Annotated in this window: 22 protein-coding genes and 1 pseudogene; 9 read left to right on the top strand and 14 right to left on the bottom strand. The window is 48.4% G+C overall.

Going from position 1 to position 26,378, the window contains the following annotated elements; genetic code table 11:
* Nucleotides 1–4 precede the first annotated feature (4 nt).
* Entirely contained in the window at nt 5–568 is a 564-nt protein-coding gene (ahpC, locus tag AC0TWI_RS17320; protein ID WP_488127593.1) for an alkyl hydroperoxide reductase subunit C, read from the bottom strand.
* Nucleotides 569–857: 289 nt separating this feature from the next.
* Between ahpC and AC0TWI_RS17315 the strand changes: the two genes are divergently transcribed.
* From AC0TWI_RS17315 to AC0TWI_RS17305, 3 genes are all read left to right on the top strand, one after another.
* Nucleotides 858–1,979 carry a two-component system sensor histidine kinase NtrB gene (locus AC0TWI_RS17315; protein ID WP_488127592.1) on the top strand — a complete coding sequence of 374 codons (1,122 nt, stop codon included), beginning with the start codon at nt 858–860 and terminating at the stop codon, nt 1,977–1,979.
* 402 nt (nt 1,980–2,381) lie between these two features.
* Nucleotides 2,382–3,911, top strand: a complete 1,530-nt coding sequence (locus AC0TWI_RS17310) for a malate:quinone oxidoreductase (protein ID WP_488127591.1) — start codon at nt 2,382–2,384, stop codon at nt 3,909–3,911.
* A gap of 151 nt (nt 3,912–4,062) precedes the next feature.
* Nucleotides 4,063–4,317, top strand: coding sequence for a hypothetical protein (locus AC0TWI_RS17305; protein ID WP_488127590.1), 255 nt, complete (start codon nt 4,063–4,065; stop codon nt 4,315–4,317).
* 334 nt (nt 4,318–4,651) lie between these two features.
* On the opposite strand, the gene AC0TWI_RS17300 is transcribed toward AC0TWI_RS17305, so the two are convergent.
* Together AC0TWI_RS17300 and AC0TWI_RS17295 are read right to left on the bottom strand one after the other, a co-directional pair.
* Entirely contained in the window at nt 4,652–5,824 is a 1,173-nt protein-coding gene (locus AC0TWI_RS17300) for an MFS transporter (protein ID WP_488127589.1), read from the bottom strand.
* Between the two features lie 122 nt (nt 5,825–5,946).
* A complete protein-coding gene (locus AC0TWI_RS17295; protein WP_488127588.1) occupies nt 5,947–7,356 on the bottom strand; it encodes a glycoside hydrolase family 18 protein in 1,410 nt (469 codons plus the stop codon).
* A 206-nt stretch (nt 7,357–7,562) separates the two neighbouring features.
* On the opposite strand from AC0TWI_RS17295, the gene csaA reads away from it, so the two are divergent.
* The 5 genes from csaA (at nt 7,563) to AC0TWI_RS17270 (ending at nt 15,287) form a co-directional block, all read left to right on the top strand.
* Nucleotides 7,563–7,886, top strand: coding sequence for a chaperone CsaA (gene csaA, locus AC0TWI_RS17290; RefSeq protein WP_488127711.1), 324 nt, complete (start codon nt 7,563–7,565; stop codon nt 7,884–7,886).
* 118 nt (nt 7,887–8,004) lie between these two features.
* Nucleotides 8,005–9,615, top strand: a complete 1,611-nt coding sequence (locus tag AC0TWI_RS17285) for a GGDEF domain-containing response regulator (RefSeq protein WP_488127587.1) — start codon at nt 8,005–8,007, stop codon at nt 9,613–9,615.
* Complete coding sequence (locus AC0TWI_RS17280) at nt 9,616–10,665, top strand: HEAT repeat domain-containing protein (protein ID WP_488127586.1); 1,050 nt, start codon at nt 9,616–9,618, stop codon at nt 10,663–10,665.
* Between the two features lie 46 nt (nt 10,666–10,711).
* A complete protein-coding gene (locus AC0TWI_RS17275) occupies nt 10,712–12,064 on the top strand; it encodes a glycosyltransferase family 2 protein (RefSeq protein ID WP_488127710.1) in 1,353 nt (450 codons plus the stop codon).
* Nucleotides 12,057–15,287, top strand: coding sequence for a hypothetical protein (locus AC0TWI_RS17270; protein ID WP_488127585.1), 3,231 nt, complete (start codon nt 12,057–12,059; stop codon nt 15,285–15,287). Before AC0TWI_RS17275 ends, AC0TWI_RS17270 begins: the two co-directional genes overlap by 8 nt.
* 103 nt (nt 15,288–15,390) lie before the next feature.
* Here AC0TWI_RS17270 and AC0TWI_RS17265 read toward each other — a convergent pair.
* From AC0TWI_RS17265 to AC0TWI_RS17215, 11 genes and pseudogenes are all read right to left on the bottom strand, one after another.
* Nucleotides 15,391–15,486: pseudogene (locus AC0TWI_RS17265) on the bottom strand (spore coat protein); the annotation flags it as partial.
* Between the two features lie 39 nt (nt 15,487–15,525).
* Nucleotides 15,526–16,290, bottom strand: a complete 765-nt coding sequence (gene pgeF / locus AC0TWI_RS17260; protein WP_488127584.1) for a peptidoglycan editing factor PgeF — start codon at nt 16,288–16,290, stop codon at nt 15,526–15,528.
* 141 nt (nt 16,291–16,431) lie between these two features.
* On the bottom strand, nt 16,432–17,454 hold the full coding sequence (locus AC0TWI_RS17255) for an SDR family oxidoreductase (RefSeq protein ID WP_488127709.1): 1,023 nt from the start codon (nt 17,452–17,454) through the stop codon (nt 16,432–16,434).
* Nucleotides 17,455–17,683: 229 nt separating this feature from the next.
* Entirely contained in the window at nt 17,684–18,550 is an 867-nt protein-coding gene (locus AC0TWI_RS17250) for a pirin family protein (protein ID WP_488127583.1), read from the bottom strand.
* Nucleotides 18,551–18,664: 114 nt separating this feature from the next.
* A complete protein-coding gene (locus tag AC0TWI_RS17245) occupies nt 18,665–19,369 on the bottom strand; it encodes a DUF421 domain-containing protein (RefSeq protein WP_488127582.1) in 705 nt (234 codons plus the stop codon).
* Nucleotides 19,370–19,488: 119 nt separating this feature from the next.
* A complete protein-coding gene (locus AC0TWI_RS17240; RefSeq protein ID WP_488127581.1) occupies nt 19,489–20,364 on the bottom strand; it encodes a permease prefix domain 1-containing protein in 876 nt (291 codons plus the stop codon).
* Between the two features lie 4 nt (nt 20,365–20,368).
* Nucleotides 20,369–20,701, bottom strand: a complete 333-nt coding sequence (locus AC0TWI_RS17235) for a PadR family transcriptional regulator (RefSeq protein WP_488127580.1) — start codon at nt 20,699–20,701, stop codon at nt 20,369–20,371.
* A 130-nt stretch (nt 20,702–20,831) separates the two neighbouring features.
* Entirely contained in the window at nt 20,832–21,575 is a 744-nt protein-coding gene (locus tag AC0TWI_RS17230; protein ID WP_488127579.1) for a sulfite exporter TauE/SafE family protein, read from the bottom strand.
* A gap of 308 nt (nt 21,576–21,883) precedes the next feature.
* Nucleotides 21,884–22,474: a uracil-DNA glycosylase gene (locus tag AC0TWI_RS17225; protein WP_488127578.1), complete on the bottom strand. Its 591-nt coding sequence runs from the start codon at nt 22,472–22,474 to the stop codon at nt 21,884–21,886.
* Nucleotides 22,475–22,753: 279 nt separating this feature from the next.
* Nucleotides 22,754–22,882, bottom strand: a complete 129-nt coding sequence (locus AC0TWI_RS17220; protein WP_488127577.1) for a hypothetical protein — start codon at nt 22,880–22,882, stop codon at nt 22,754–22,756.
* Between the two features lie 73 nt (nt 22,883–22,955).
* On the bottom strand, nt 22,956–25,337 hold the full coding sequence (locus tag AC0TWI_RS17215; protein ID WP_488127576.1) for a bifunctional diguanylate cyclase/phosphodiesterase: 2,382 nt from the start codon (nt 25,335–25,337) through the stop codon (nt 22,956–22,958).
* Between the two features lie 253 nt (nt 25,338–25,590).
* On the opposite strand from AC0TWI_RS17215, the gene AC0TWI_RS17210 reads away from it, so the two are divergent.
* On the top strand, nt 25,591–26,208 hold the full coding sequence (locus AC0TWI_RS17210; RefSeq protein WP_488127575.1) for an NUDIX hydrolase: 618 nt from the start codon (nt 25,591–25,593) through the stop codon (nt 26,206–26,208).
* The last annotated feature ends 170 nt before the right edge of the window (nt 26,209–26,378 follow it).

Below are 26,378 nucleotides of genomic sequence, written 5' to 3'. Positions count from 1 at the left end.
CTCCTTAAATTTTACCTACAAGGTCAAGGCTTGGCTTAAGTGTTTCTGCGCCTTCTTTCCATTTTGCCGGGCAAACTTCGCCTGGATTGTTGCGTACATATTGAGCAGCTTTGATTTTGTTGATCAAAGTGCTTGCATCACGGCCGATGCCGTCCGCATTGATTTCCACTGCTTGGATGATGCCGTCTGGATCGATGATGAATGTACCGCGGTCTGCTTGGCCAAGTTCTTCAACAAGTACATCAAAGTTGCGGGAAAGTGTATGTGATGGGTCACCGATCATTGTATAAGTAATTTTTCCGATCGCTTCTGATGTGTCATGCCATGCTTTATGAGTGAAGTGAGAATCTCTGGATACTGAGAATACTTCAACGCCGAGTTCTTGAAGTGCTGGGTATTGATCTTGCAGATCTTCCAACTCTGTAGGGCAGACGAATGTAAAGTCTGCAGGGTAGAAGCAGACAACGCTCCAGTGTCCTTTAAAGTTTTCCTCTGTTACTTCAATAAAATCACCGTTTCTGTAAGCTTGTGCTGTGAATGGAAGCACTTCTGTTCCGATAAGAGACATCGTGTCATTTCCTCCTAAAGTGTATTTAATTACAGGCGGCTTGTCCGAAAGTGGGCAAATTCACACTGTAATTGTTATCAGTTTATATCAATTATTATATAGTATCAATTCAACAAGTCAAGCGAAACAATCGCAGATTTGACCCGTGCAGCTTTAAAGGAGTGAGGGGATTTGTTTGTTTTTTTGAATTTGTCTATTAAGTCGGTGTTTTTCGAGGTAAAATGGTAGGTAATTGTAAGGCGAATGTCCTGATTTCGGGGAGATTTTTATAGTATGGGAGAGTATGCGCATGGATAGGGAGCAGGCTAGGCAGAGGCGTGTCAATCACGTGGACAAGATACCCGGAGCATCGGCAAAGCCCAGCAAAATAGCCGTGCATGGTTCCTCCCGGGAAAAAGAACTGCCGCATCATGAGTATATGATGGTGCACCGAGTCATTGAGAGTTTAATGGACGGCTATCTTTCAATCGACCGGAATTGGAATATTAACTATATCCATAAGGATCATAGGATGCCGAATGGAAGGACAATTGAGAATTCAACGGGGAAATACATGTGGGATGTTTTCTCCGAAACAGTCGGAACGAACTTCTATGACATGCTTCATCTTGCTGTTTTAAATAGAAAGACGAAAAAATTTCAGACGTTTTCTCCGTATGATGAGGAATGGTATGAAGTCATTGCCTCTCCGCATGATGGCGGTCTCTGCTGCCTTTTTAAAAACATCACTGCTCAAATTAAATATGAGGAAGAGCTGAAACGGCTTTCAAGCCTTGACCTAATTGGGCAGATGGCCGCAGGTATCAGTCACGAAATTCGCAACCCATTGACGACGGTCCGGGGATTCATGCAAATATTGCGAAGTGATGAGAAGAGCGAAGAGAAACAGCGCTATTTCGATTTGATGATCGAGGAATTGGACCGGGCAAACTCTATCATATCTGAGTTTCTGTCAATGGGGAGTGCGAGAAGCTCGGAACTGGAGCCGATGAACATCAATAAAGTTATTGATGACACCGTACCTTTGATTCGAATCGATGCCCAAAGTCAGAATAAATGGCTTGATGTTCAGACCGAGCCGCTCACAGGGCTGATGCTGAACCGGAATGAAATCAGGCAAATGCTAATCAATCTTTGCCGTAACGGGCTGGAAGCAATGAAGGAAGGACAGACGTTGACGATCCGCACTTATATGGAGGAAGGCAACCCTGTGCTTGCCATTATCGATCAAGGAGAGGGAATCAGCCACGACATCCTGGGAAAGCTGGGGACACCGTTCTTCACGACAAAGGATACCGGCACTGGCATCGGCCTTGGCGTCTGCTATGCAATTGCCAACCGCCACGGAGCAAAAGTCGAAATCCAAACCGAAAAGACCGGCACTACCTTCCTGATCAAATTTGGGGTTTGACCCCATCCCTTTTAAACATTAAACGATCCAAGGGGTGGGGTTTTTCTTTTGATTTTTTGGATTAGTCTAGCATTAGTTGTTTTAACGGTGAAAGTTTGGTGGTATAATAGAAAGTTGAAGCAGTGCATAGAAAATAACCTCGGGCATCTTGAATTGACCAATTTTATAATCGGGTCATATATTGAGGCGAGGCCTTTAGCAGTTGTAAATAGATTATGCGGGAATGTCACATGACCTGTTATGTAGTTGGCTGTTGCGTTTGGCAGGGAAATCGGAAAATTGTCAGATCTTTAGTATATATACAGAAAAGGTGTGTTCCTAAGTTGCGCCGTGCTGGATGAGGCGCTGTAGCAGGAGCGGCAGCATCCTTTCTGCAAATCTTAGGGTAAGGATATGGTGAAAATGAGTGACAGACAGACAAGCACAGACGTTATCTTAATTGGCGCAGGAATCATGAGTGCCACACTGGGAACGATGTTGAAAGAGTTGGTTCCGGATTGGAAGATCACGGTTTTTGAAAAGCTTGGGAATGCCGGGGAAGAAAGCTCGAATGAATGGAATAATGCGGGGACAGGACATTCCGCGCTTTGCGAGTTGAACTACACTGTTGAAAGACCAGACGGATCAATCGATATCAGCAAGGCTGTCAATGTAAATGAGCAGTTCCAGCTTTCCAGGCAGTTTTGGTCGTATTTGGTGAAAAACAATCTGATCAAGAATCCTCAGGATTTCATCAGGCCGATTCCACACATCAGTTATGTACGCGGAAAAGACAATGTCGATTTTCTTGAAAGACGTTACCATGCACTGTCAGGACATCCGCTCTTTCAGGGAATGGAATATACCGATGACCCGGAAAAGCTGAAGGATTGGATGCCGTTGATGATGGAGAACCGGACCGTGACAGAGCCGATTGCGGCGACAAAAATTGATTCGGGAACGGATGTCAATTTCGGCTCTTTGACCCGTATGTTAATAGACCACTTGAAGAAAAACGATGTCGGTATCCATTACAACCACAATGTTATGAATATAAAACGGACAGGCGACGGGCGCTGGGAATTAAAGGTGAAGAATCTCGAAAGTGGTACCGTAGAACGCCATACGGCGAAGTTCGTCTTCATCGGGGCTGGCGGCGGCAGCCTGCATCTGCTGCAAAAGTCAGGAATACCGGAAGGAAAACATATCGGCGGATTCCCGGTCAGCGGTATTTTCATGGTGTGCAACAATCCGGACGTCATCGAACAGCACCACGCCAAAGTTTATGGAAAAGCATCTGTCGGCGCACCGCCGATGTCGGTGCCTCATCTGGATACAAGGTATATCGACAATAAGAAGTCCTTGCTGTTCGGGCCATTTGCCGGTTTCTCGCCGAAGTTCTTGAAAACAGGTTCGATGTTTGACCTGATCACTTCCGTTAAACCGAACAATGTCATGACAATGCTGGCCGCAGGTGCAAAAGAAATGCCGCTGACGAAATATTTGATCCAGCAGCTGCTTTTATCGAAAGAACAGCGTCTTGAAGAGCTTCGTGAATTCATTCCGAATGCGAGGCTGGAAGACTGGGATCTCGTTGTCGCAGGGCAGCGCGTCCAGGTAATCAAGGATACGGAAGCAGGCGGAAAAGGGACACTTCAGTTTGGAACGGAGGTCGTCAGTGCGGCTGATGGCTCGATTGCTGCGCTGCTTGGAGCATCTCCGGGCGCTTCAACGGCAGTCCATGTCATGCTTCAGATTATGGAAAAATGCTTCCCGGATCGACTGCCTGAATGGGAACCGAAACTGATGGAAATGATCCCTTCTTACGGTTTGTCACTGACGGAGAATGCTGATTACTTTAATGAGATCTTTGCCTCCACCGCGAAAACGCTGCTTCTGGAGGAAGAGCCCCAAGCGAGAGAAGAAGAGCAAGAGACTTTTGAAAAAGTATAAAAAGGCAAACGAGCCCCGGATCTTTGTAGATTCGGAGTTCTTCGGTTCGAAACCAGTTTGGGTGCAGAAAAAAACTCCGGCCCTGTACCGTTTCCAATGATGTTTGCGTAAACTATTCCAAAGCCCAAAGAAGAAGAAGGAGGGTTGGCGGATGGATGCGGAGATCATCATGCTCATTTCTACGACAGCGATCGGTCTGGCACTGTTATTTCTCGCAATCACCCGAAAAGGTACGGCAGGCCAAGCGTTTTCCCTTTGGCTGATACAATTTGTCGTTGTATCAGGAGCACATGTGTTTCTGTTGGAGCGTGGACTTATTGATACGTTCACTTCCACATATGGATTGTTGACCCTGCTGATGCTGATCCTTGTAATTGCAGCCAGCATGGGAGAAAGGCGTATATAACAGAAGAATGCCGGGCCCCTTAGTTGCGGGTCCGGCTCTCTTTATACCAGCGCTCCCAGTCTGCAAGTGTATCTGGAGCACGAGGGGGAGAAGTCTGGAAGCACGGCCGGCAAAAGCTCTTCCCCCAAGGATGATTTCAACACGGGGTACTTGTCCTGAAATTTCCCGGTTCACGGCTCAGTTCTTTTATACTTTAGGGGTTTGTCAGTGATATAGGAGGGTCAGGCTATGAGCTGTTCCAAGGGTATTTTTTGGCCGGCCGTCCCCGCAAACCGCATGACGAGAAAAGCCGGCTTGCCAGTTCATGTTACATTGGGCAAGCCGGCTATTTTTTTCATACCGCCTCTGCTTTTTGCGCATTTCCCTTTTTACGGTAAACGAGTGCAAGTAGCATGGACGGGACAGAACAGACAATCATTCCAAGGAAGGCATATCTCGGTTCGACATTATCATATAAAAAGCCGCCGAATACCGTCAGGATCGCTGTGCTCCAGCTGAGGGCCAAAGCGGAGTACAGCCCCTGTGCCTTCGGAATATCAGTTTGCGGAATATTGCCGGTCAAGTATTTCATGAAGGCGTAATGCCCCATTGCGAACGAGCATGCGTGCAATATCTGTGCGATGCAAAACACAGTTACACTTGGAAAAGAAAAAACAAGAATCCACCGAATCGTTGATCCGAGTGCAGCCAGTGCCAGCAATGAACCGACAGAAAACTTCAGAAAGAACCTGTCGGCAATGGAAAAGAAAACGATCTCCGCAAGTACCGCAATGTTGAGAATGACGCCGATCATGTATTTCGGGGCATGGATTTCCTGCAAATATATGTATCCATAGTTGTAATACGATGCGTGTGCCGCTTGCAATAAGATGACTGTTAGCAGTACGAGCCCGAAGTGCTTGATTTTGAATAGGCCGAGCATACCGCCTTTTTTCAGGTTGTCTTGCGGAGGCTTCCCCGACAAGGCGGACGGTGCCTTGGCAAATCCGAGTATGACGAAACCCAAGATACTGACAAGCAGTGCCCAAAAAATGACTTCATCCCCGAAGGCACCTGTGAAGATGGTCAGAACCAATCCTGCCGCAACAAACCCGATCGAACCCCATGAGCGACTTTTGCCATAATGAAGCAGTTGCCCCTTCTGTACCAGGACACCGGCTGCGCTGTCCAAAGCGGGCATCAGTGCCGGATAAAAAATGTGAAACAGCAAGGTGACGAATAGAAGCCCGGTAAAAGAGTTTGCTGGAATGTATAGGAAGAGGACAGCTAGTGTCACGACCGAAATCAAGTTCAACAGCGCCCTGCTGCTGAGCTTGCCCGACAGAAAAGGGAAGGCCGTCATTGTAGAAAGTCCTCTTGCCGCCAATCCGATACTCATGATCAGACTTGCTTCGGTTACCGTGATTCCTTTTGTATCGATCATCCATCCTGTCCAATAAGGGAGAAAAACGCCCCATGTTAAATAAAAACTAAAAAACTGTCTGCCCATCCATTTTTGTGCATTCATTCCCGTATCCTCCCATTGCTTGCATCATACCATGGCGATACGAAGAATGATAAGGGATTTGCATGTTATTCCCAGTCCCAAGGATACAGACGGGATCAGAACGGCCTGCCCTGCTGTCATCTCTACCTTTTCCGGATCGTAAAATTGTCGCGAAGCAGCGTCCAATTCTGCGGGAACGGATAGCCGAGAGCCCAGTAGCTGATTCCACGCAGGTTAAATTCCTTCGCAAGGTCGAATTTTGCCTGGGCGCTCCTTGCATCTTCAAACCAAACTTCATGGTCCCGGCCTCTTTCATCGGTATAGCGGAAAAATGGCGATTGGGCGGCTGTATCATACTGGATTATGGCACCATAGCGGACCGCTCGCCGGATTGCTTCCTGTGGACTAAACGTTTCCGCCTCCTGCCCTTGTTCGTGGGGAATGAGCCAGTCCCGGGCATAGATTTGAAAGCCGAGAAAGATTTTATTGGCAGGCATGACAGAGAGTGCATACTCAATTACGCGCCGGATCTGATTGATCGGGGAGATGGCTTGCGGCGGTCCGAGCCGGTACCCCCATTCGTACGTCATGAGAATGACGAAATCTGCAATTCGCCCGTGTGCTTCATAATCATGTGCTTCATAGAGTACCCCGGCTTGGCCTGGTCCTGTTTTGGGTGCGAGCGCCGTTGAAACGAAATATCCTCTTGGGTGCAGACGGTTGACCGCAAGCTGAACAAATTGGTTGTACAGTTCCCTGTCTGCCGGCAGAACATTTTCAAAGTCGATGTTCAGTCCGACATAGCCCCTCTGGTCCATCACCCCAAGGATATTCGTGATAACCCTTTCTCTGATTTCCCGGCTAGACAAAATGGTGTGGGCGACATTGGAGCCGGCCTTCGAAGCTGTGAAATTTGTAACGGACATCATCGGCGTGACATTATTGGCCCGAGCTGCCCGGATCATCTCCTCATCTTGAATAGGCTGCAGCGATCCATTCTCCCTGATCAGATAAGCAAATGGACTGAAATACGTCAGCAATTCGCCGACATCCTGAATGGACTGTACGGCTTCAGCGGGAGGCTGATAGGAGTAAGCATTCACTTCGATCAGCGGCCTGCGCCTCGGAACTGTCAGCGTCTGGCCGGGTTGGATGGATCCTGCGTTTATGTTCGGGTTTGCAGTGAGGATTGCCTGGACTGTTGTGCCGTATCGGTTGGCAATTCTCCATAACGTTTCACCAGACTGGACGGTATGGGTAATCGGCGGAATGAGGATGGACGAACCAATTGATAATTGGTTCGGATCTTGCAGACCATTTGCCCGGATGATTGATTGTATGGAAACACCAAAACGTTGGGCGATTGACCAAAGGGTATCCCCGCTCTTAATGGTGTAGCTCGAATAGGGAGAAGGAATGACGAGTGCCTGGCCAATGAGAAGTTGATTTGGGTTTTGCAGTCCGTTTGCCTGTATAATCGAGCCTGCACTTACAGCGTACCGGCCGGCAATCCCTCCAAGTGTTTCACCGCTTGTGACAACATGGATGATCATGATGAGCCTCCCTGCGTTATTGATTGATTCAATATATGTGGCAGGAATAAAGATTATCCGTACGATAAAGGATCATTATGGTACAAAGGACTGGTTTTTCGCTTCTCAAAAGGTGAATCCGTGCGAAAAGGAGAAGTGATGGTAAGAATAAATCCATCAGGCCAAAGTAGAAGCGGACTGGTGAAAGGAGCATATAAGCGGCAGAGATAGAAGACTTTTTAAAGCTGGACATCCGGATCGGCACGGTTATCCAAGCAGAGCTGTTTCCAGAGGCAAGAATCCCGGCGATTAAGCTTAAAATCGATTTTGGAGAAGAAATCGGTATTAAGCATTCGTCTGCGCAAATTACGAGACGTTATCAACCTGATCAATTGACAGGCAAGCAGGTTGCCGCGGTCGTTAATTTTCCGCCAAGACGGATTGCCGGATTTAAATCAGAAGTGCTCGTCATCGGCGGAGTCCCTGAGGAAGGGGATGTCGTCCTCTTAATGCCGGATCAGCCGGTACACAACGGCACAAAAATTTTATAGCCGCTTGGGAATAGTAATTTTTTCAAATAATTTGATATTCAGTATGCAAGAGGGGTAGAACGATATCATAAGGGAAAACACGGAATTTCACCAACATAAGGAATAGCAGGAGGAGGACATGAGCAAATATCAATCCAAGTTTGTCAAAAACATCAGGGGAAAACTAGAATCATGGCTTCATGAACAGGCTGTCGTACCCAATAGTGAACTATACGGGTTCCTGCGATCAGTCGCCAGTGCATCTGCTACATTCGGGTTGCCGAGCGCTGAAAAGGAGGCAAAGGCCCTGATTGGAAAGATGAAGGAACACGAGGAGCGGACATGGGGAAAGGAAGAACTTCAGAAGTTCCTGTTTCCGCTCATATCTGTCCTCTATTATGAGGAATTTACCAACCTCGAGAATGGAGGCGGGCGCAAAAACCTTGAGGATGGAAAGCTCATTATGCTCGTTGATGACGAACCAGCTCTGCTCATGTATTTGAAGGATGTTCTTCAGGAAAATGGCTGGATCGCCTTAGCGGTGGCCGATCAGGACAGAGCAATCCAGACATATTACGATATGCATCCCGACTGTGTCATCATCAATTTGGAGACCGATGACAGCTATAATGTGCTGATCAAGCTGAAGGAGAATATAAAGCGGCAATACGTCCCGATTGTCGTTACAAGCAGCGATACCTCAAAAGAAACGAGGGTAAACAGCTATCGGATGGGAGCGGATGACTTTATCCAGGCGCCGTTTGACAATGACGAGTTCATCGTCCGGGTTAATCGCCAGCTGGAAAGAAAGCAGGCGATGGATGAAGTGGCGCTCATTGATGAGTTGACGAAGGTTTACAACCGAAAATCTTTGCGCAGGATCTATGATTATGTAACAAGTGATTCGAAAAGAAGAAATAAATCTTTCAGCCTGGCTCTTGTCGATCTGGATCATTTTAAGAGAATCAATGATACATATGGACATGCAGCGGGCGACATGCTGCTTGTCGGTTTTGCTGACTATCTCGGAGAGAATTTGCGAAACGGAGATATTGTCATCCGTTACGGGGGCGAGGAATTTCTTCTGCTGCTCCCTGAAACCGCATCAAGGGAAGCGACCGTTATCCTTGAAAGATTACTTGGCGAGTTTTCGGCCACCCCATTTTATCCAACAGATGGCGGGGCCCCATTTTATTGTTCTTTCTCAGCGGGCGTCCAAGAAGTTTCACCGGATGAGGCGGACCTGAAGAAAAATCTGCAAACCGCCGATGGAGCCCTTTATGAGGCGAAAAACGAAGGAAGAAAAAGAGTCAAAGCCGTACAGTCGCAAATGATAAAGCCGCGCAAAAAGAAAATTCATCTCGGAATCGTTGATGACGATGCAGTCATTCGCGCGATGCTTGCCGATTTAATTGGAAAGAGCAAACTATCCGATGAATTTGATATGGAGATCCGATCATTCAAGGATGGCGTGGACTTCTATGAATCCAAATGGTATTTGGAAAGCAGAGATCCTTATCTTTTCATCCTCGACGGCGTCATGCCGAAAATGGACGGAATTGAATTGCTGCAAAAGCTAAGACAGTTACCGGGGCAGGAGCGATTTACGATCATCATGCTTACATCGAGAAAGAGTGAGCAGGAAATAGCTAGGGCAATCCGGCTCGGAGCGGACGACTATCTTACGAAGCCGTTCAAGCTGCTCGAGATGGAAACGAGGCTGAACCATTTAATCAAAAGGATGAAGTAGATGATAGAAATCAGTTTGGTCACCTTATTTATTGTGTTCCTCGGCTTGTTCTTCATTTTGATGAGTCTGTTTTTGTACATGGTAGTGAGAAAGTACAGCAATAATATGACGAGACAAAAAATAGATGGGCTAAAGGAACAGGCCCGGCTCGACATGTTCCACTTTCTGCAGACGGGTGAGGGGGAGGTCCTGGGGACCGATTCACCGGAAAGGCTCCAGGCACTGCTCGAACTTCTTGCGGAGTATTCCAATGTACTGGAAGGGGCAGAAGTTCAGGAGCGGATCCACTCTTTTGCAAATCGGCATTTGACTATGTTCATCAGGAAAGAACTGAAAAAGAGACGGTGGAGCCTGAGAATGAACGCTCTCTATTCTATCGAGGATTTCTATATGGCGGATCTTGAGCCTGAGCTGGTCGAGATGTATAAAAAGAAGCGAATCACCGCAGCCGAGAAGGCGCAAATCCTGCTCTTGCTGGCGAAATTCAATCATCCGGATGTCATTTCGTATATTGAAAGAGATGGCCAGGAGCTGTCGAATTTTTCGGTTCTGACGATTGTGTCCCATCTTCATGAGGAACGGTTTGGGAGCCTGGCTGATGACTTTAGCAATCTATCCCCGAAGCTGCAGTATGCGATTGTCGATACAATCGGTGATAAGCAGCTGACCCGTTATGAGCCGCTTTTGCGGAAGCTGCTTGAGCTGAGTGATGACGAATTGAAGATCCGCTCGCTAAAAGCGTACGCCAATTCAGGCATGCCAGTCGATGAAAGGATGATCGGAAAGTTCCTGGATTCCGAAGATTGGCGAATCCGCATGATGGCAATTAAAGTTGTCGGCACCCAGCGCTTGGAGCTGTACAAGGAAACCCTCGTCCGCCAGTTGTCAGATCGGGAATATTCAGTCCGGTCCGAAGCGGCAAAAGCAATCGTGCGGTTCCGGGATGGCCAGGCGCTGCTTAAAAAAGTGATGGGCCAGACGCAGGATCTGTTTGCGAAGGATATGGCGAGAGAATGGCTGGAAAAGGAGGGCGGACAACATTCCTATTAATTGGTCCAATTTACTTGTAGCGGGCAGCTGGCTCATTCTGCTGTATATGCTGATGATCATTCTTGTTTATGGCGGAATGCTCCTTCATTCCATTTTTCAAATTCGAAAGACGTATCAGCTGGATGATTTTGAGCCATATGAAGCCCTTTTGCAATCCGGATATACAAAGCCTGTATCGATCCTTGTGCCAGCTTACAATGAATCTGCAGGAATATACGGAAGCATCCGCTCCTTGCTCAGCATCGAATACCCCGAATATGAAATTATTATCATCAACGACGGATCGACGGATGATACGCTCGAAAAGCTCACCTCACGCTTCAAGTTGGTGAAGGTGAACCGTGTGATCCGCAGGCAGTTAGACACAAAGCCGGTTAAGGGTGTCTATCAATCTTCCATTTATCCGAATCTGATCGTTCTTGACAAGGAGAACGGCGGGAAGGCGGACGCCCTGAACGCGGGGATCAACCTCTCCAGATACCCTTACTTCTGTTCTTTGGACGGGGACTCTATTATAGAAACGCATGCATTCCTGAAAGTGCTGAAGCCGATCATTGAGTCGGATGATGAAGTGATTGCGTCCGGCGGCAGCGTCAGAATTGCGAATGGATGCGATATCCAGAACGGTGAGCTGATCAAGGTCGGCCTGTCCCGCAAGCCGCTCGTCGTCATGCAGGTAATTGAATATTTACGTGCGTTTTTGACGGGGAGGATCGGCCTGAGCCAGAACAATCTTCTCTTAATCGTCTCTGGTGCATTCGGCGTCTTTTCAAAAAGATGGGTCATCGAAGCCGGCGGATACGCCCATACGGTCGGGGAGGATATGGAGCTCGTCGTCCGTCTCCATAGAATCGTCAAAGAACGGAAATTGAAAAAGAAAATCATCTATGTCCCGGATCCTGTCTGCTGGACCGAAGCGCCGGAATCGATCAAGTTTTTGCGGCGGCAGCGGAAAAGATGGCATCGAGGCTTATTCGACAGCATCTGGAAGCACCGGAAACTGATGTTCAATCCGAAATACGGCACAATCGGGATGTTCTCCATGCCCTATTTCTTTTTCATCGAATTTTTAGGGCCCCTGATCGAATTCCTCGGATATATTATATTGATCCTTTCTATTTTTACTGGGAGCATCCATCTTGAATACGCCCTGTTATTTTTCCTTCTATCGCTGATTTACGGATCGATCTATTCGATGGCATCCGTTTTGCTAGAAGAGTGGAGCATGGAAAGGTATCCTTCGGTCCGGAATTTTGTCACCTTGTTTTTCATCTCACTGACAGAAACACTTTGGTATCGGCCGCTGACGGTTATTTGGCGGGTGGAAGGAATGGTCGAAACAATGAGAGGAAAGCAGGGCTGGGGAGAAATGGTGAGAAAGGGTGTATCGAATGACTAGGAAACATGGAATCATCGCAGCCGGGATCCTGCTCCTCTTCCTGGCTTTTTCATCTCCCTATTGGCTCTGGCTCCTGCAAAAACCCCAGGAGCTGAACATGCTGATCATCGACAAAACCGTCCCGGACCAATCATACCGGGAACATAAAGGGATCACTTGGCTTCTCAACCATCTTAAGTTTAAAAAGGAAGGAAGGGAGATATATGATCCAAAAGAGGACTATGCCGGTTTCATTCCGGGAAAAGAACCGCCGAAGTTCCAGACGCGGGAGCTGCCCAAGGACCTCTCTCCCTACGACATTCTTTATTTGACTGATGCCTACGGCGTTTACGACGACGAATACACCGGAGAAAACAGGGAAGGAACTCGTTCCACATTGCTGTACGGAGGCATGTCCCCTGAAGAAGTGAGAGAAATTGGCTCCTCGCTGGTGAAGAACCATCAGACATTAATTGCAGAGTTCAATACATTCGGTTCACCAACAGGGCCAGAGGCACGAAAGGGGCTTTATGGGCTAATGAATGTAGAGTGGACGGGCTGGATCGGCCGCTATTTTGCTGATCTTCAAGATAAGGAAGTACCTGTCTGGCTGAAGGAAAACTATGAAAATCAGCATGACAAACCGTTTTCATATAAAGGTCCGGGTCTCGTATTTGTCAGTGAGGAAGAAAAGTCTGTAATCGTTCTGACGGAAAAAGAAATTTCTGGAGCGCCGGTTCTGTTCAAGCCGGCAGGTTCAGAAGCGGAAAAGTATAATTGGGGAGGAACAATTGAGTACAATTATTGGTTTGATATCGTGATGCCGCTTGGCGAAGGGGAAGTACAGGCGAATTATAAGCTGGAGGTCAAAGCACAGGGGAAGAAGGTCTTGAAGGAGAACGGCATTCCATTAACTTTTCCTGCCGTCATTCACCATCAGGCAGAGTCGTATGAAAGCTATTACTTTGCAGGGGACTTTGCCGATCAAGAGAATTTGCCTTCCATCTACCAGATGAAAGGAATCACCTGGTGGCAGAAGCTGTTTTCCTTTCAGCAGAAAGGAAGAATCGACACATTCTATTGGAACGCGTATGTGCCGATGATGAAGGAAATCCTGGCGAGCAAAGGAAAGCGAGAGTACGGACAGAACGCATTTGTGCCTGAAACCCAAACGGAGGCAGGCATGAAGCTAATGGGAAAAGCCGGTGATCGATACTTGCAGGTGCTGAAAAATGGCAAATGGAAAGACCTCGTCATTAAAGGCGTCAATATGGGAATCGCGAAGCCGGGCTCTTTCCCTGGAGAGACGGCCATCACAAAAGAGGAGTATGCGCGCTGGTTCGACCAGATCAGCGAGATGCATGCCAATGCGCTCCGTGTGTATACGATCCACCCGCCCGCCTTTTACGAGGCGCTTTATGAGCATAACCGAAATCGCAAGGATCCGATCTACCTTTTTCACGGCGTATGGGTGAACGAGGAGACGTTTTTAGAAAAGAAAAACGCATTCGATCCATCGGTGACGGATGATTTCAAGGCGGAAATCGAGAAAACCGTTGACCTTCTCCACGGCAATGCGGTGATCCCTGAGCGCCCGGGTCACGCGAGCGGCAAATATGCCTATGATCTGTCCCCGTATTTGCTTGGCTGGATTATCGGAGTCGAATGGGATCCAGAAGGCGTTGTCGGAACGAACAGCAACAATCTGGAGCGCACAAGCTTTGACGGCAAGTATGTGAAGGCGGACAGTGCCTCTCCGTTTGAAGTATGGCTGGCTGAAATGATGGACCATACGGCCGTATACGAAGCGGAGAAATACAATTGGCAGCACCCGATGAGCTTCACGAACTGGGTGACGACCGATCTGCTTGAACACCCTGCAGAACCATCGGAAAAGGAAGACATGGTAGCGGTCAACCCGAACAGTATTAAGGCGAAGGAGACGTTTTATCCTGGGCTGTTCGCATCCTACCATATCTATCCGTACTATCCGGACTTCCTCAATTACGAGGAAAAATACGTAGAGTATGTCGATTATCGCGGGCAGAAGAACAGCTATGCAGGCTATTTGAATGATTTGAAGAAGCATCATGACATGCCGCTGCTCGTAGCGGAATTCGGCATACCCGCTTCAAGGGGCATGACCCATGAAAATGTATACGGCTTTAACCAAGGCAAGCATTCCGAACAGGAGCAGGGAAACATGCTAAAGAGCCTGTTCGAGGACATCATCGAGGAAAAATTGGCCGGCGGCCTCGTCTTCACGTGGCAGGACGAATGGTTCAAGCGTACGTGGAATACGATGGATTACGACGATCCGGACCGCAGGCCGTTCTGGGACAATATCCAGACGAACGAACAGCATTTCGGCCTCCTGAGCTTTGAGCCTGATGCGAAAGAAACACAGCTTCACGCTGACGGTACGGCGGCTGACTGGGATGCACGCGGAGAAAAGCCGCTCTACAGCGGAGGCAGCGAGGGCCCGGTCAAAACTGTCTATGTCTCGAGCGATGCCCGGGGGCTGTATCTCCGAATCGATTATGACGAGGAGAAATGGAAGGATGATTTTCGGACGACCATCCTGCTCGATACGATCAAAAATCAAGGTCAATCCACTGTTCCGGGCATCCCTTCTGCCAAGGAGGAGGGAATCGACTTCCTGATTGAGCTGAATGGGAAAGACGATTCCAGGGTGCTCGTTGACAGCTATTACGACACCTTCTATTACCATTATGGCGAGGTCCTCAAGATGATCGAACAGAAGCCGTATGCCGGGAAAAAGAATAATGGCGTCTACCATCCGATCCGGCTTTCGTTGAACAAGGAGCTGGAAATAGAGGGGAAAGGGAAGATTCCGTTCTCCGATTATGAGACAGGAAAACTATTGTACGGAAACGGCAATCCCGATAAGAAAGACTTTAATTCCATCGCCGATTTTTACAGAAAAGACGGTGTGCTTGAACTGCGTCTTCCGTGGCTGCTGCTGAATGTGAAAGACCCGAGCCAGAAGGAGATCATGGGTGACATGTGGGCAGGCAGCGGCATCGGCAGCACGGAGACGATCGAGTCGGTATCTGCAGCAGTGCTTGTTTCTGGACCGGGAGAGGAGGAACAGCAGCGCATCCCGGCGAACGAAAGGGAATGGATTGACTATACATGGGATAACTGGGAAGAGCCTGTGTATCATGAACGGCTGAAGAAGTCGTACAGCATCATGCAGAAGACGTTTAAGAAGTACAAGTAAAAAGCGCTGAAAGGCGATGGTTTTCGGCTAAATGGAAATCGCCGCATGCTAAAAAAGCATGCGGCGATTTTTTTTGCCTGTGATAGGACGAGGACAGGCATTCTTAAAAAATGTCCAGCTGAGTCACAAGAGCAACGAGAATCTGCAAAAGAAACTGCAATGAAATGGCGACTACTTTGTCAGTCGTCCGGACGGTATTGTCGCAAGAATCGCAAAATCTGCCGACTGCTCTGCAATATTATCGATGTTTCCTTATGATAAAGCTCAGATGCCGGCCGCATTTTTTATCCTGACGATAGGAGAAGCCTTCAGCGCTCTTGAAGGTGCATGTTCGGTCATGCAGCGTTTGCTTGACGGGAATGCCGGCTAGTTCACATTGTTTTTTGACCACAAGCTGATTGTCGATATGGTATTTTCTGGTTTGGCGATTGAAATAGATGAATTCATCCGCGTAGCCCAGCCGTTTGAATTTCTCATATACATCTTGATCCACTTCAAACTTTTCCTGGCTGATCGCCGGCCCAAGCTGGACATGCAAATTTTCCGGGTGGCACCCCTCTTCCTTCAGGAGCTTGCTGAACACTTTCCATGTAATCTCTTTCACGGTCCCTTGCCAGCCCGAATGAATAACGCCAATAAGTTCTTTAACCGGATCGTGAAAAATTACCGGAACGCAGTCAGCAGAAAAAGTACATAAGAGCAGATTCGGCTCATAGGTGTAGAGGGCATCCGCATCTGGAACTGCGTTATCAGTGGACTGGGCACCCCGACCTCTGTCGGCTGCGGTGACGAGGTGAATTCTATCACCGTGAGTCTGGCTAGCACATACAAAGTCATTTACTGTGCAGCCAATTGTCTCTGCAAGCTTTCTGCGGTTTTCCAGTATATGCTCGGGAGAACTGCAGCTATGGAGCGCCATATTATTCTCTTCGAATTCGGCCGGATCCTTCAATGTCACGCCGGAAATGATAGTTGCATCATTTTTATATAATTTCACGTTCATCTAAACCGCTCCTTTTACACGCATTGGAACCATTATCTCTGTGCAAATGAGGTTTGTAAACTCCCCTTTGCCATGCTATGTCGAAAGAGCCTGTCCGGTTTGGGGCAAAGAAAAGGATCTGCCCCAAAATGGGGAGATCCTTTACATCGTGTCATCCTTTTTTCCGGCGGCCCTCCAGGCTGCAACACCAACCCCGATAAGAGCTGCGGTAAACAGCGGGTTTTTCGTCAGCTTTACATAGTAGCTTCGCTTGCGGATCCATCCGAGATTCGTCCCTCTTTCATGCATGCCGTAGCCGGCACTGTAAAGGGCACTCTCCTCTTTAGGCTTTGAAGGTTTGTCAGCATGCTGGGTCGGATACATGATGAGCTCGATCAGTTTGTCCGACAGTCTTGGCAGCAATTCGCCAAGCAGCTTGTAAATCTTTGCTTGAGATCCGACAAAGAAATCCCTTTTTGGATTTTCCGCCGCGAAAAGGATGGCTTCGGCCACCGCATCTGGGGGATAAACCATTCCCCGATGGGCAGGCTGCTTGTCCAGATAACTTCTCGCATGCTCGTTGTAAGGCGTGTCGATCCGACCCGGATGGATCAATGTTACGGATACAGGTGCCTTGATCTTTTCGAGCTCCATCCTGACGTTCTCCGTCCAGCCGTGCAAAGCAAATTTTGAAGCCGAATAAGCCGACTGGATGACCGTCCCCCTGTCGCCGAAAAGGCTGCCGATGTTGATCAGCGCCCCTGGGGAGCCCTTCTCAGTAAAATGTTTAACAGCAACTTTTGTTCCGTAAACAACTCCCCAAAAGTTTGTTTCAAACATGCGGTGCATGTCTTCTGTGCTTACATCCATTGCGTGACCATAAATAGCGACCCCCGCATTGTTCACCCAAGTATCGAAATGACCGTATTCCTTGATGGCCTCCTCGGCAATCTTGTTTACATCCTCTTCCCGGCCGACATCCGCCTTAACATAGATGGCTGAATGGCCCTTGGAGCGGAGCTCTCCGACCAGCTCTTGCAGTGCGTCCTCGTTTCTCGCTGCTGCCACTACTTTTGCCCCGCGGGCAGCTGCCATTCTAGCGGTGACGAGGCCGATTCCACTGGAGGCACCCGTAATGACGATGACTTGATTATCGAGCTGTTTTAAGCCGATCTTATTAACCATATCGTCATTTTGGGCCAATTGCCGGATTTCATCTGTATCGGTTGTCTTCGGTTTAGGGAGTTGTGTATGACCTTGAATTCTTTCGGTTGATTCCATCTTTCTCCCTCCTTAAAGGCATCGAGACTGCCTACTCCGCTAGTGTTCGCTTTAATCAGAGGAAAGATGCAGCGAAGTAAGGGAGAAAGGCCGAAAACAAAACCACACCTGGATCGGTGTGGTTTATCGAAATTTATTTTGCCGGCGGTCCAAATTTGCCATCATGGAAATCACGGAAGGCCTCTTGAATCTCTTCCATCGTATTCATGACGAAGGGGCCGTATGCGACGGTGTCTTCTTTTAGCGGTACACCTGAATAAATCAATATTTTCGAGCGGTCATTCGCAGTAAGGGCGAGTTCGCTGTCCCGGTCGCTGCCACCCTCTTCAAAGGTAAGAATTGCCGCTCCGGTTTTGCCGAGCTTGGTCCGGGATGTGCCGACTTCTACTTCTCCGCTCCGCACCACGAGAAACGCATTATGATTTTCGGGCAGGATATGGGTAAAGGCTGCCCCTTTCTTTAACGAAATTTCCGCCATGGTGATCGGTACAAGACTGTTCATCGGTCCCTTCACCCCCGCAAGGTTTCCGGAATAGACACGGATATACCCGCCGTCGAAAGGAACGACAGGGGCATCTTCCATGTAAATGTTCTGATAGGAAGTCTCTGTTCTTTTTAGGCTTTTCGGCAGGTTCAGCCAGAGCTGGAGAGTATGGATCAAGTCGTCACCCACCGCTTCCTCCGCATGCCTGGCAGCCCACCCGGCGTTCATATATTGAACATCGCCTGACTCAAGGATTGAATGGCCTCCATGATTATCGATATGCTCAAGGCGTCCATCTATCACATAGGTGATTGTTTGGAAACCCCGGTGAGGATGATCGGAGAACGTGCCCCGCTTGAACCAATCATCCGCCATCAGGATGAACGGATCGAATTCTTCTTTTCGTTCCGGCGGGAGAACCCAGCCCTGCTGGACGTGAGGATAGCCGTTCTGATTGTATTTTACATACCAATAGTCGCGTACATCCCGTTGGAATCTGTTTATTTGTTCACTCATCGCTTCCACCTTACCTTCCTGAAAGCTCGTTTCCAGCACAACAGAACTGAAATGTCCAAAGCTTTTATTGCACATGAGTATAAGGAAAAGTTTACGCTCTGTAAAGCGAACAGTTTATTTATAAAAAAAGACACGCAGCGTCTCATTTGCATCAAGAGTGGCTAGCAGAACATTTTTTACTTCTGCCTGATAGTCGGAATGGAGCCGGGATTGGACCCATTCTTCATCACGGCTGCTTTGCTTAAGTTCCTCGGTATTGAATTTCCCTTCTTTGATAACCGTCAATGGGAGGGAAAAGGGTTCAGTCTTAATGCCTAAAGAGGCGGGAGTAAGGGGCTCGTATTGAGGATCAAGGAAAAAAGACAGTTTTCCGTCCGCTTCCCATGTTGCAAGGGCGACCTTCTTGAGGTCCGCTACTTTTTCCTCTCGCAACTCCTCCAGCAGGACATCGATTGAGATTCTGGCTTTTTTCAGGCCTTGGTACAGTATTTCACCATCCTTGACGACGGTAACAGGAGAATGGTTCACCATTTTTCTGAATGCAGGAGCCTTGAGAACAAGATAAACACCGGCTATGTATAAAACGACGAGGACAATGGTTGTAATGAGGGATCCTTTCATCCCAAGCTTCTCATCAGACAGAGGATGGGCGATGATATTCCCGATCACGAGCGCAATGACAAAATCCAGCAGACGCAATTGCGAGATAGTCCGCTGACCGAGCACCTTTGCCACAACAATCAAGAAAATGAAGGCTACAACCGCTCGGAGAACCCATTCGAAAGCAGCCAAATGCCCCTGGCTCTGAAAGAAATCCATGTACGTTTCACCCCTCCCAAATCGTCCCATTAGTTTGCCACGGAAAGCGCAGTCTTACCCATTTTAGAGCAAATGAAAAGCCGCCGGCATCAATGTGCGGCGGCTTTCCTAGGCTTCGGTCAGGCTTTTGCCCGGATCCAAAATTCAATCATTAGCTGGCAGGCAATTGCTGCAAAGAAAGCGGCGATCGCATAAATCAATCCAAACCGGAAACCGACAAGGAGTACGACCGCAATGGCAAGCAGCCAAAGAGCCCCGGACAAGAGACCGCCTTGCGCCATTCGATGAGGATCTTTATTCGCATAATAATGCTCCATAAACATTTTCTGTTCTTCAATTACCCAAGGCTTGAGGCGGTTTTTCTCTGTAATTAGGAGAAAGGCCAGGATCCCCAAGCCGGGAATAAGAAAAGGGATCAATGTGCCGAACACAGCTTGCAAACCTGCTTCTTTCATAAAATACAGCATGACAGCAGTGGTCACTCCGAAAAGGGACAGCCCTGTTGCCGCTGAATAAATGAGCGCCCGGATCTTATTCATCGGGAAATGGTTCGCTGTTTCCTGTGTCAAACCGAGAAAAACGAAAGCGGCACCTGAAAGGACAAGAAAAGGCATTAAAGAGGAAACGCCGGTGAAAACCTGATGGGTCGAGAAATAGCTGAGACAGCCAGCGATAATACCAAACAGCAATACACCGCCAGCAATTACATAGCCAATGGCATGCGGAAGCCCAACTTCCGTCTTTTGAGGGATGTACATCTGCCTGATGAACTCATTTCTCTTTTTCTTGCCCAACTCATCTGCAACAGAGGTGATATCCCCCAGTTCAGCCACTGCCTTTGTGAATGCTTCGTCTTCTGCCATTCCCTTTCCTTCCAAATCTTTTGCTCTCTCGGAAAGATTGACCCGGATTTCCTCTTTAAAATCGAGCAGAGCGGGCGTTTCTTCATAGCCATGAAACAGGTCATCGACATATTTTTCAATCTGCCGGTCCATACCATCACTCCTCCAATAATTTATTTAATATTCCCTGGGTGAACTCCCAGTCCAGTTTGTTTTGCAAATATTGCCGTCTGCCATCCTCTGTTACCCTATAGTATTTTCGTCTGCCCCCCTGTGATTCATCTCCCCAGTAGGCGATAATCAGGCCGTCCTTTTCCAGCCTGCGGTAACTGGAATAAAGGGTCGCCTCCTTCAGTTCATACTGCTCATCCGTCTTATCGAGGATTGTTTTATAAATCTCGTAGCCGTAACTGTCCCCCTTAGCTAAAATACCGAGAACAATCGTATCTGTATGCCCCCGCAATAAATCCGAAGATAATTTTCCCTGCATAACCTCACCACCTTGAATGACTGACCATTTACCTTATCAATAATATTACTATTACTGTCATAATAATATACCGAACAAAATAAAAAAGCAATGGGAAATTGAACCCCATTGCTTCAAAATGAATCGTGTTTTAGAAAAAGAGCAGCAGTCCGCTGATTGCCGGCGTCAATACCATCGCCGTTTTCAATACCGGTTTTGGCACGAGGTTGGTGAACTTTGCGCCGATATAAGCACCGATCATCGTGCCGACGAGTACCTTGACAAGCAGCATCACATCCAGCAATCCGGCTGTCGTATAGCCAGCCCCGCCCCCAATTGCAATCGGCACAATCACAAGCATCGTCGTGCCGACCGATTGCCGGAGAGAGAGTCCCATAAATGTAAGAAGTCCAAGCTGGATAAACGGTGTGGAACCAATGCCGAATGCCCCGGAAAGCACACCTGTCAGCAATCCGAGCACCGCGGCTTTGGCGATAAGCACCGCCGCAGGCGATTGCGGTTTGGCGGTATCCTTGCTTTTGAGAAAAAACAGACGGAATATTAAAAGAGCGGCCGACAAAAACAACATGCCGCCGGTAAAATAATGGAGTTCCTCCTCTGGAATGAAGGCGGCAAGCTTGGATCCCTCGAATGCACCCAACGCTCCAAACACACCAACAAGCAATCCGGATTTGACGGACAGGTTCCCTTCTTTAAAATGGCTGAAAGCCCCTGATATGCTTGTGAACGCCATCGCCGTCAAGGAAGTGGCGACTGCTGTATGAATCGGTATATGAAAAACTAGCGTTAAAATCGCAATAATGAAACCAGCCCCACCGGCCCCGATGAAACCGAGAATCGTGCCCATCACGAGCATCGTAAATATAATGGCCATAGCTGACACCCCTCTTTAAAAAAGCAACAATGCCAGTATACCACTCTGCGTCATCTGCCTAGGCGGCAGATGCATGAATATACGTGCGGGCGCTTTGGAAATCAGCTAGGGAAGAGGGCGGAATCTGATTTTTGCATCAGGATGCGCTTTGGCACGTGAAGGAAAGGAATCCAGCTTACTACCGGTGTAAAAGAGGTGGATAGACACATGAAGGAAAGAATTCCAGCGCACTTCCAGTATCAAAGCGGGATCTGACAGATGTAGCCAGTTCTCCCGCTTGCAGTCCCATTAAAAAGAAAGGGAGCCTGTTAAAGCTCCCCAGCCTCTGTCAGTCTCCGGTATTCTGCCGCCACCCTGCTCACATCTTCATAGAGCAGGCGCAACAGGTTTGGACGTCTTCTGGCGGCAAGCGGATGATAGGCCACTGTGGTCTGCCAGCCGCGCACATCGTGCCAGCTTCCTCTTAGCGACTTCACCTCGGCCGTCTCTTCTTTGAAAAAGGAGCGGACCGCCACGTTTCCCATGCAGAGAAGGAGGAGGGGGTTCTTTTCTTGGAGCTGTTCCTCCAGATGCTGCATGCAAACTGCCCTCGTCGTTTCCTTTTCGTACGCCCGCACCGGTCTTCTTTTCAAAATGAAGGTGGTATAAAAATCCTCGGCCTGCAAACCGGCCTGGTGGACCGCTTTTTGCAGCGTTTCCCTCGTTCCGCAGACAAAGGGATTTCCCTCTCGATCTTCACGCAAGCCCGGGTTGTCCAGGATGACCATGATGGGCGCATCAGGGTTTCCTTCTCCCCAGATCATCCGGGAGCCGTGCTTGTAAAGTCCGCAGTCCCGGCAATCCTTCTGTCCAGCCGGTACCGGTTCTTCCGGCCAGCTTACGGGGCAAAAATCAGCCATATGATCAACTCCTTGCTATACAAACAGAATAACCTTTGAGAGCGGAAGGTAAACAGGAAACCGGGTCCGCCGGCCGGTATAAACACGCAGGGCCCGTAGCCCCTTGAGCGGGAATGGGGGGACGATGATTAGGGCTTCGCTTGGAGACCTCGCGGTGAATGAGGCAACAAGTGAGAGTGTCGGAAGGGCCTTTGCGGGTATTTCTTTCCCGGTCAAACAGGATATAGCATAAATGAAAAGAAACGAAGACCGCCGGGTATCCAACCCGGCGGCCGTTTTTCATTTTTTCTTCAAATGTCTGAGATAGCCCATTGAAGCAGCATAGGCAGCTGTTCTGGCAGGGATGCCTTTTTTCATTAGGTTCTCTGCTGTTTGCTCAATTTTCTGGCCTGCTCCGTTACGATTCATATGCACGCCCTCCTTCCTGCCTATTATTTGTGGAGGGCTGGGAAATATGAGTCATGCCGAGTGTTCCTTCAAATCAGACCAGTTCGCCGGCAAGATTCCCTCTTCCGGGCAGCAGGCTGGCGAATAGATCCTTGATCAATTCTGGCGAAACTGGTTTGCTGTAAAAGTAGCCTTGGATGATATCGCAGCGTTCGTTCCGGAGCCAATCGAGCTGCGACTGGGTTTCGACGCCTTCCACGAGCACCTGAAGGTCCAGGTTGTGGCCGAGCTGTATCATCGAACGGACAATTGCTTCCTGGCCGCTGTTGCCGAGCAGATGGTCAAGGAAGGACTTATCTATTTTCAAAACTTTGATCGGCAGCTCCTTTAAATGCTTGAATGAGGAGTAGCCTGTTCCAAAGTCATCCAGTGAAATTTGTATGCCCATTTCTGCCAGCTGATCCAGCTTTGCAATTGTATACTCGTCAAAGGCGAGCGAGGCGGACTCTGTAATTTCAAGCTCCAGGTAGCGGGGATCCATGCCTGTTTTTTCAATTGTTTTTTTAAGAGCCACAAGAAAATCCTCTTTGGCAAACTGAAGCGGAGAGATGTTAACGGCCATGGTGATACGTTTCATTCCTTCATTTGCCCACTTTACCCATTGGCAACACGCTTCATTAAGGACCCATTCCCCGAGCTCGTAAATCATTCCCCGATCTTCAGCGATTGGAATGAATTCCACCGGTGAAATGTTTCCGAGGAGAGGGTTCTTCCAGCGCAAAAGGGCTTCGACACCATCGATCTTTCCACTTTCCACGCAAACCTTCGGCTGGTAAACAAGATAGAATTCTTCCTGATCCATCGCTTTCAGCATGAATTCCTCCAATTGGACATCCCGGCGGATTTTTTCGCGGATCGTCAGATTGAAAGGGGTAACCCGGTTTTTGCCGTTCTTTTTTGATTCGTACATCGCCAGGTCGGCAAAACGGATCAATTCATTGGCCGAAGAGGCCTCTTTCGGATAGTCGCAAATGCCTGCACTCACGGTAACCCGGATATTCACCCCATTTAATGTAAAAGGGATGTTCATTTCCTCTACAAGCTGTTCTGCCACTGCATGAGCAAGCTTTGCACGTTCTCCGGCAAGGAGGATGACAAACTCGTCGCCTCCTACGCGTGCAGTCAGGTCGCTCTCATGGCCAGCTTGTTTCAAACGTTCGGCTGTCCCTTTTATCAACTGATCCCCAGCCTGGTGGCCGAGTGAATCATTGGTGAATTTGAGCCTGTCCAAATCCAGGAAGATACAGGCGACCTCTTGCTCTTCTTCGATCCACTGCTGGAGAATCGCTTCCAGCCGATGCCGGTTCGGCAGCCCTGTCAGGGCATCATGGAAGGCCATGAATTCAATTTTTTCAGCCGCACGGACTTTTTCGGTGATGTCGCGGAAAATCCAGAGTGAATGGTTCAGTTCCTCTTCTTTTATCGAATGTCTCGTTGCTTCGATAATGCCTTCACCCAATGATATCCGCAAATCCCTGTTATGCGGAACAGCCTGGCTAAGGTCTTTATGGAAGTCCGCTAAGTTTTTATTAGCCGCCGATCCGCCGCCAATGCCGATAAGTTGGCGAAAAGCACGATTGGCATGGAGGATGAGGCCGGTCTGGTCTGTCACAACGATTCCATCTTCCGCTGCATCAAGCAATGTGCTTTGGATCACTTCCCGCTTCCGCCATCTCCCTTCCAGGATGATTGAAAGAAAAAGAAGAGAGAACATGACGAAAGCGACGATTGCCACAACCCAGGCGAGCGCGGTTTGATTGATGGCACCAGCCTTCATCGACTCATTCATCGCAGCATCTGTCGAAAAATGGGCAGCCGCCATTCCGATGTAATGCATGCCTGTAATGGCGATCGCCATCATGAGCGACGCGAGTAATTTGAGTTTACGGGACATCGCTCCCTTTGCATATGGGGAGTGGAATCCGATCCACAACGCGGCCATGGCGGCAAAGATGGCGACAAAAATGGAGACCGCGAACAGTTTGGTATTATAGCTTATTGTCACAGGTTTGATTGCAGCCATCCCGATATAATGCATGGTGGCGATCCCCAGCCCCATCACAATTCCAGATATTGCAAAACGGACGGCACTGAATTTGCCGACCGCATTCATATAAAAGCCGATCAAGCAGCCGATGACAGCTGCGATTACGGAATAGAACACAAGCGATTTATCATAATAAACGGGAATCGGAAAGTGGTAGGCGAGCATTGCAACGAAATGCATGGACCAAATCCCGAAACCGAGGGAGATCGCTCCGGAAAAGAGCCAAGCGGTCTTGGCTCTTTTTCGTGTGAACATCACCCTCCTTGCTAACACAATCGAGGCATATGCGGCAGCAACAGCGATAACGTAAGAAAGAGCAACAAGCAGCGGATTATGATGCTGGGCGTGCTCAAACAACATATGGTTCATTCAGTGTATTCTCCTCTAAGGTAGATATGTAGCTCTATCATACAACACACGGAATCCTACTGAATACCGCTTTGAAAAAAATCAGGGTATATTTCGACAAATCCAAGAACAAGAAAAAATGCAGCCTGTTCTCCACTGCTTTCCATTGAGCGTAAAATGGTGAAAGATCCCGTTTTAAAGGGTTTCTCCGTGTTAGGGAGAATAGGTATGAGGAGAAGGATGATCTTTCATTAGGAAAGGAATTGGTGTTGCAATGAATGAAAAATGGCTGGACTGGGCGAAACGCCTTCAGTCGATTTCCCAGGCGGGGCTTACATTTTCCAAGGATGTGTACGATCGGGAAAGGTATGAAGAATTACGGGAGATCAGTGCTGAAATCATGGCCGCGCATACTGGGGTTGAACTCAGTATGATAAAAGAGCTGTTCGCCAATGAAACAGGCTACCAGACACCGAAAATGGATGTACGGGGAGCTGTTTTCAGAAAGGGCCGCATTCTAATGGTAAAAGAAAAGATGGATGATAAATGGGCTTTGCCGGGCGGCTTTTGTGAAGTCGGTTTGTCTCCTTCAGAAAACATCATCAAGGAGATAAAAGAAGAGGCGGGTTTTGATGTCATTCCACTCAGGCTTCTAGCCCTGTTGGATATGCACAAGCATCCGCATCCGCCCGAGCCCTATCATTATTATAAAATTTTCATTGAATGCGAGATTACAGGAGGCGAAGCAAAAACCGGGGTGGAGACAAACAATATCGGCTTCTTTGAAGAGCATGCGCTCCCCGAACTGTCGGGCCGCCGAAATACCGCCTCGCAAATCAAATCAATTTTTGAGCTGCACCGAAATCCAAGCAAAGCGGTGCTGTTGGATTAAGGGCCTTTGAAAAAATGGGGGCAGGAGACAGCCATACTCTCAAGGATGTGAGCAATGCAAGGGGGCGTGACTGCAACCACCATAATCATTTTCCCTGCATTTCTTTCCGCACATCTGCCACTTTTGGAAACAAGGGGCCTAATAGGTAAGATAGAAGTGAGGGGATGGAA

It is taken from the genome of Lederbergia sp. B243.17 (assembly GCF_057657925.1).
This window is presented reverse-complemented; position numbering and strand designations above follow the sequence as displayed.

Excerpts from the sequence above, each read along its gene's own strand:
- ahpC (WP_488127593.1), bottom strand. The coding sequence starts at position 568 with ATGTCTCTTATCGGAACAGAAGTGCTTCCATTCACAGCACAAGCTTAC.
- AC0TWI_RS17315 (WP_488127592.1), top strand. The coding sequence starts at position 858 with ATGGATAGGGAGCAGGCTAGGCAGAGGCGTGTCAATCACGTGGACAAG.
- AC0TWI_RS17310 (WP_488127591.1), top strand. The coding sequence starts at position 2,382 with ATGAGTGACAGACAGACAAGCACAGACGTTATCTTAATTGGCGCAGGA.
- AC0TWI_RS17305 (WP_488127590.1), top strand. The coding sequence starts at position 4,063 with ATGGATGCGGAGATCATCATGCTCATTTCTACGACAGCGATCGGTCTG.
- AC0TWI_RS17300 (WP_488127589.1), bottom strand. The coding sequence starts at position 5,824 with ATGAATGCACAAAAATGGATGGGCAGACAGTTTTTTAGTTTTTATTTA.
- AC0TWI_RS17295 (WP_488127588.1), bottom strand. The coding sequence starts at position 7,356 with ATGATCATCCATGTTGTCACAAGCGGTGAAACACTTGGAGGGATTGCC.
- AC0TWI_RS17285 (WP_488127587.1), top strand. The coding sequence starts at position 8,005 with ATGAGCAAATATCAATCCAAGTTTGTCAAAAACATCAGGGGAAAACTA.
- AC0TWI_RS17280 (WP_488127586.1), top strand. The coding sequence starts at position 9,616 with ATGATAGAAATCAGTTTGGTCACCTTATTTATTGTGTTCCTCGGCTTG.
- AC0TWI_RS17275 (WP_488127710.1), top strand. The coding sequence starts at position 10,712 with ATGCTGATGATCATTCTTGTTTATGGCGGAATGCTCCTTCATTCCATT.
- AC0TWI_RS17270 (WP_488127585.1), top strand. The coding sequence starts at position 12,057 with ATGACTAGGAAACATGGAATCATCGCAGCCGGGATCCTGCTCCTCTTC.
- pgeF (WP_488127584.1), bottom strand. The coding sequence starts at position 16,290 with ATGAACGTGAAATTATATAAAAATGATGCAACTATCATTTCCGGCGTG.
- AC0TWI_RS17255 (WP_488127709.1), bottom strand. The coding sequence starts at position 17,454 with ATGGTTAATAAGATCGGCTTAAAACAGCTCGATAATCAAGTCATCGTC.
- AC0TWI_RS17250 (WP_488127583.1), bottom strand. The coding sequence starts at position 18,550 with ATGAGTGAACAAATAAACAGATTCCAACGGGATGTACGCGACTATTGG.
- AC0TWI_RS17245 (WP_488127582.1), bottom strand. The coding sequence starts at position 19,369 with ATGGATTTCTTTCAGAGCCAGGGGCATTTGGCTGCTTTCGAATGGGTT.
- AC0TWI_RS17240 (WP_488127581.1), bottom strand. The coding sequence starts at position 20,364 with ATGGACCGGCAGATTGAAAAATATGTCGATGACCTGTTTCATGGCTAT.
- AC0TWI_RS17235 (WP_488127580.1), bottom strand. The coding sequence starts at position 20,701 with ATGCAGGGAAAATTATCTTCGGATTTATTGCGGGGGCATACAGATACG.
- AC0TWI_RS17230 (WP_488127579.1), bottom strand. The coding sequence starts at position 21,575 with ATGGCCATTATATTTACGATGCTCGTGATGGGCACGATTCTCGGTTTC.
- AC0TWI_RS17225 (WP_488127578.1), bottom strand. The coding sequence starts at position 22,474 with ATGGCTGATTTTTGCCCCGTAAGCTGGCCGGAAGAACCGGTACCGGCT.
- AC0TWI_RS17220 (WP_488127577.1), bottom strand. The coding sequence starts at position 22,882 with ATGAATCGTAACGGAGCAGGCCAGAAAATTGAGCAAACAGCAGAGAAC.
- AC0TWI_RS17215 (WP_488127576.1), bottom strand. The coding sequence starts at position 25,337 with ATGAACCATATGTTGTTTGAGCACGCCCAGCATCATAATCCGCTGCTT.
- AC0TWI_RS17210 (WP_488127575.1), top strand. The coding sequence starts at position 25,591 with ATGAATGAAAAATGGCTGGACTGGGCGAAACGCCTTCAGTCGATTTCC.